The organism is Anaerotignum faecicola, from assembly GCA_024460105.1.
Lineage (GTDB): Bacteria > Bacillota > Clostridia > Lachnospirales > Anaerotignaceae > JANFXS01.
Window position 1 is genome coordinate 1 of sequence record JANFXS010000093.1, and the last position, 569, is coordinate 569.

The 569-nt window shown below is 52.5% G+C and carries 1 protein-coding gene; it reads right to left on the reverse strand.

Annotation, left to right across the window (positions count from 1 at the left end):
* Window positions 1–569, reverse strand: a 569-nt coding sequence (locus NE664_12920; protein ID MCQ4727536.1) for a sulfatase-like hydrolase/transferase, incomplete at both ends; no start/stop codon positions are given.

Consider the following 569-nt stretch of genomic DNA (forward strand, 5'->3'; position numbering starts at 1 on the left):
GAAGTAAATCCGTGTTGTCATACAGCCCCGAAACACGGCGTCCTCCCTCTGCTCCAGGCCATTTGATAATCAGGGGGATATGGCAGACCGGCTCATCTGCCATGCCGTGTTCCCCATAGACCCCGAATTCTCCCAGATCCTCTCCGTGGTCCGCGGTAATGATAATGGCCAGATCTTCTCCGTAAAGTCCGTGTTCCTTAAGCCACGACGTGATCAGACCAATATTGTCATCGGTAAACTTAACGCTGTCATCGTAAAGGTCAATGAAATGCTTTGCCTCGTCTTTCGTCTTTAAGCTGCCCGGGTGCTTTGGCCATCTGGAAAACGTCTCATCATTCCACATATTGATCTCATTGGCGCCGTGGGGGCCGATGTGGCGCAGATGCTCACAAAATATCTGATCTGTGATCCAGTCATCCGGCAGAGGCTCATCCTGAAACCTGCTTTTTTCTCCCTCCGGGGTACGGTACGGCGTATGCGGATCCCAGTAATGGACGTGAAGGAACCAGTCATCCTTCTCCCGGTTCCGCTCCAGCCACTCTATAACCTTCGGTGTAACCATCTCGGCG